This window comes from Kitasatospora sp. NPDC059747, from assembly GCF_042732955.1.
Classification (GTDB): domain Bacteria; phylum Actinomycetota; class Actinomycetes; order Streptomycetales; family Streptomycetaceae; genus Kitasatospora.
On record NZ_JBHWGV010000038.1, the window covers coordinates 41,264 to 44,377 of the forward strand.

Below are 3,114 nucleotides of genomic sequence, written 5' to 3' on the forward strand. Positions count from 1 at the left end.
AGCTCTCCGACTCTCCGAGTCACGCGCGCTCCGACCCGACCGCTCCCCCTCGCCCGCCCCCCCGCGCCGGGCGGCGCGGCCGCCCCCCGCCCCCCTTCGGGTACGCGCGTGTCCGTCAGGCGTCGACGGCGGCGAGGGCGGCCTCGGAGTCGAGGACGCCGGCCACGGCCTGGAGCACGGCGGCGATCTTCATTGAGGCCTGGACGACCTCGCGCTCGACGCCGGCCTTGCGCAGCACGGCCTCGTGCGAGTCGAGGCACTGGCCGCAGCCGTTGATGGCCGAGACGGCGAAGCACCAGAGCTCGAAGTCGACCTTCTCGACGCCCGGAGTGCCGATGATGTTCATCCGCAGACCGGCCCGCATGCTGCTGTACTCCTTGTCGGAGAGCAGGTGCAGCGTCCGGTAGTAGACGTTGTTCATCCCCATGACGGCCGCGGCGCCCTTGGCGGCGTTGTACGCCTCCGGGGAGAGGTTGGCCTTGGCCTCGGGCTCCAGCTCGCGCAGCACGGCGGGGCTGCGGGTGGCCATCGCGCAGGAGAGGACGGTGCCCCACAGCTGCTGCGCGGGGAGGTCGGAGTTGCCGATGACCGAGCCCAGGTTGAGCTTGAGGTCCTTGGCGTACTCCGGGAGGGCGGACTTCAGGTCGTCGAGGGCCACGGGTCAGCCCGCCAGCAGGGCCTGGGCGTCGAGGGTGTCCTCGCCCTTGGTCCAGTTGCAGGGGCACAGCTCGTCGGTCTGCAGGGCGTCCAGCACGCGCAGGACCTCCTTCGGGTTACGGCCGACGGAGCCGGCGGTCACCATGACGAACTGGATCTCGTTGTTCGGGTCGACGATGAACACCGCGCGCTGGGCGGTGCCGTCGGCGGCCTCGACGCCGCAGGCCTGCATCAGCTCGTGCTTGACGTCGGCCAGCATCGGGAAGGGCAGGTCGCGCAGGTCCTTGTGGTCCTTGCGCCAGGCGTGGTGCACGAACTCGGAGTCGCCCGAGACGCCCAGGATCTGGGCGTCGCGGTCGGCGAACTCGTCGTTCAGCTTGCCGAACGCGGCGATCTCGGTCGGGCAGACGAAGGTGAAGTCCATCGGCCAGAAGAAGACGATCTTCCACTTGCCCTCGTAGGACTTGTGGTTGATGTCGGCGAAGGCGTTCGCGGCGTCGAGGTCGACACAGGCCTTGAGGTCGAACTCGGGGAACTTGTCACCGATCGTGAGCACGTTCGCTTCTCCTGAAGTGAGACTGCGGGGAGTTGTCCGGATTGCGGACAGGCCTCCACGATTCCACATCGTGGACTGATCAGGGAAATAGCTATACTCGATGTGTCTGATCGGAGAAAGTTATCAATACCCAGTCCGTCGGCGCCCCCGGCCCCGCCCGCAGCCCCCGCACGCCCACGCTCGCCCAGCTCAGGGCGTTCGTCGCGGTCGCCGAGCACCGGCACTTCCGTGAGGCGGCCGCCGCCACCGGCACCAGCCAGCCCGCGCTCTCCGGAGCGGTCGCGGCACTGGAGGAGTCGCTGGGTGCCCAGCTCGTCGAGCGTACGACGCGCAAGGTGATCGTGACACCACTGGGGGAGCGGGTGCACGCGCACGCCCGCCGGGTGCTCGCGTCGCTCCAGGCGCTCACCGAGGAGGTCGAGGCCGCGCGCCGCCCGTTCACCGGGCCGCTGCACCTCGGCGTCATCCCGACCGTCGCGCCCTACCTGCTGCCCGCCGTCCTGCGGCTGGTCCGCCGCCGCTACCCGGAGCTGGAACTGCACGTCCACGAGGAGCGCACGCCCTCGCTGCTGGAGGGGCTGGCCGCCGGGCGGCTGGACGTCCTGCTGCTCGCGCTCCCGGCCGGCGGCGCCTCGCCGACCCGGGACATCCCGCTGTTCGACGAGGACTTCGTGCTGCTGACCCCGCCCGGGCACCCGCTCGCCGGGCGGATCGACGTCCCGCGCGACGTGCTGCTCGACCTGGACGTGCTCCTGCTGGAGGAGGGCCACTGCCTGCGCGACCAGGCCCTCGACATCTGCCGCGAGGTCGGCGCCGACCCGGCCGGGTCGACCACCCGGGCGGCCGGCCTGTCCACCCTGGTCCAACTCGTCGCCGGGGGCCTCGGGGTGACACTGTTGCCCGCGACCGCCCTGGACGTCGAGGCCGGCCGCGCCGACCGGCTCGCCGCCGTCCGCTTCGCCGCCCCCGCGCCCGGCCGGCGCATCGGCCTGGCCACCCGCCCGGGCTCGGCCCGCAGTGCCGAGTACGACCGCTTCGCCGCCTCGCTGCGCGAGGTCCTCGCCGAACTCCCGGTCCGGATCGTCGAGTAGGGCGTGCCTACGGGACCTCCGCCGGCGCAGCCAGGCACAGCCCGACCGTCGTCGCCACCAGCAGGTCGAGCGCCCGCACGGTGTCCGCGTCCGGCCCGGCGGCGGGGTCGGCGCCCAGCGCGAGGTAGCGCGCCGTCAGGCCGTCGAAGCCGCTGAGGAAGTGGACGGCGATCTCGCGCGCCGGCATCGGCAGGGTCAGGCCGTGCGCCGCCGCGAGGGCGGTGAGCATCTCGGTCGCCGTGCCCTCGACCTCGCGCTGGAGCGCGAGCATGATCTCCTGCAGGTCGGCGTCGCGCATCGCCAGCGCGCCGAACTCGCTGAGCAGCACGCAGCGCCCCTCCTCGCCGGTGGCGGCGTCCCAGAGCGCGTGCACGAGCGTGCGGACCTGCTCGCCGAACGGGCCGTCACCGGGGGAGGCCGCCCGGACCTGGCCGATGAAGTCGGCGGTCAGCTGCTCGACGACGGCCCGGTAGAGGTCCTTCTTGGTACCGAAGGTGTAGTGCACCGTCGCCTGGGCCACGCCGAGCTCGGCCGCGATCGCCCGGGTGCTGCCGGCCGCGATGCCCTCGCGGCTCATCAGGTCGAGGGCGGCCTGCACCAGCTGGGGCCGCCGTTCTGCGGCGGGGACGTGTGCCATCCAGCCAGGGTATCGCCATGGTCGGACAACTGTGTCGAACGATTCCGTCGATTGCTCGTGTCGCGGGGGGGGGGGGGCGGGGGCGGGGGGGGGGGGGGGCTGGGGCGCGGGGGGGGGGGGGCGCGCGCCGACGGCCCCCCGCCCGCGCCACGGCCCCGCTCGCCCGCAAGACA

General features: G+C 72.9%; 4 protein-coding genes. 1 reads left to right on the forward strand and 3 read right to left on the reverse strand.

The window, feature by feature from the left end:
• Nucleotides 1-115 precede the first annotated feature (115 nt).
• Nucleotides 116-658, reverse strand: coding sequence for an alkyl hydroperoxide reductase (locus ACFV4G_RS18660; RefSeq protein WP_380441597.1), 543 nt, complete (start codon nt 656-658; stop codon nt 116-118).
• A 3-nt stretch (nt 659-661) separates the two neighbouring features.
• Nucleotides 662-1,213: a peroxiredoxin gene (locus tag ACFV4G_RS18665; RefSeq protein WP_380441599.1), complete on the reverse strand. Its 552-nt coding sequence runs from the start codon at nt 1,211-1,213 to the stop codon at nt 662-664.
• 122 nt (nt 1,214-1,335) lie between these two features.
• Between ACFV4G_RS18665 and ACFV4G_RS18670 the strand changes: the two genes are divergently transcribed.
• Nucleotides 1,336-2,304 carry a LysR substrate-binding domain-containing protein gene (locus ACFV4G_RS18670; protein WP_380441655.1) on the forward strand — a complete coding sequence of 323 codons (969 nt, stop codon included), beginning with the start codon at nt 1,336-1,338 and terminating at the stop codon, nt 2,302-2,304.
• Nucleotides 2,305-2,311: 7 nt separating this feature from the next.
• On the opposite strand, the gene ACFV4G_RS18675 is transcribed toward ACFV4G_RS18670, so the two are convergent.
• Nucleotides 2,312-2,941, reverse strand: a complete 630-nt coding sequence (locus tag ACFV4G_RS18675; RefSeq protein WP_380441601.1) for a TetR/AcrR family transcriptional regulator — start codon at nt 2,939-2,941, stop codon at nt 2,312-2,314.
• Nucleotides 2,942-3,114: the final 173 nt, after the last annotated feature.

What these genes read in the sequence shown, in the direction of transcription:
- ACFV4G_RS18675 (WP_380441601.1), bottom strand. Translation starts at nt 2,941, where the DNA reads ATGGCACACGTCCCCGCCGCAGAACGGCGGCCCCAGCTGGTGCAGGCC.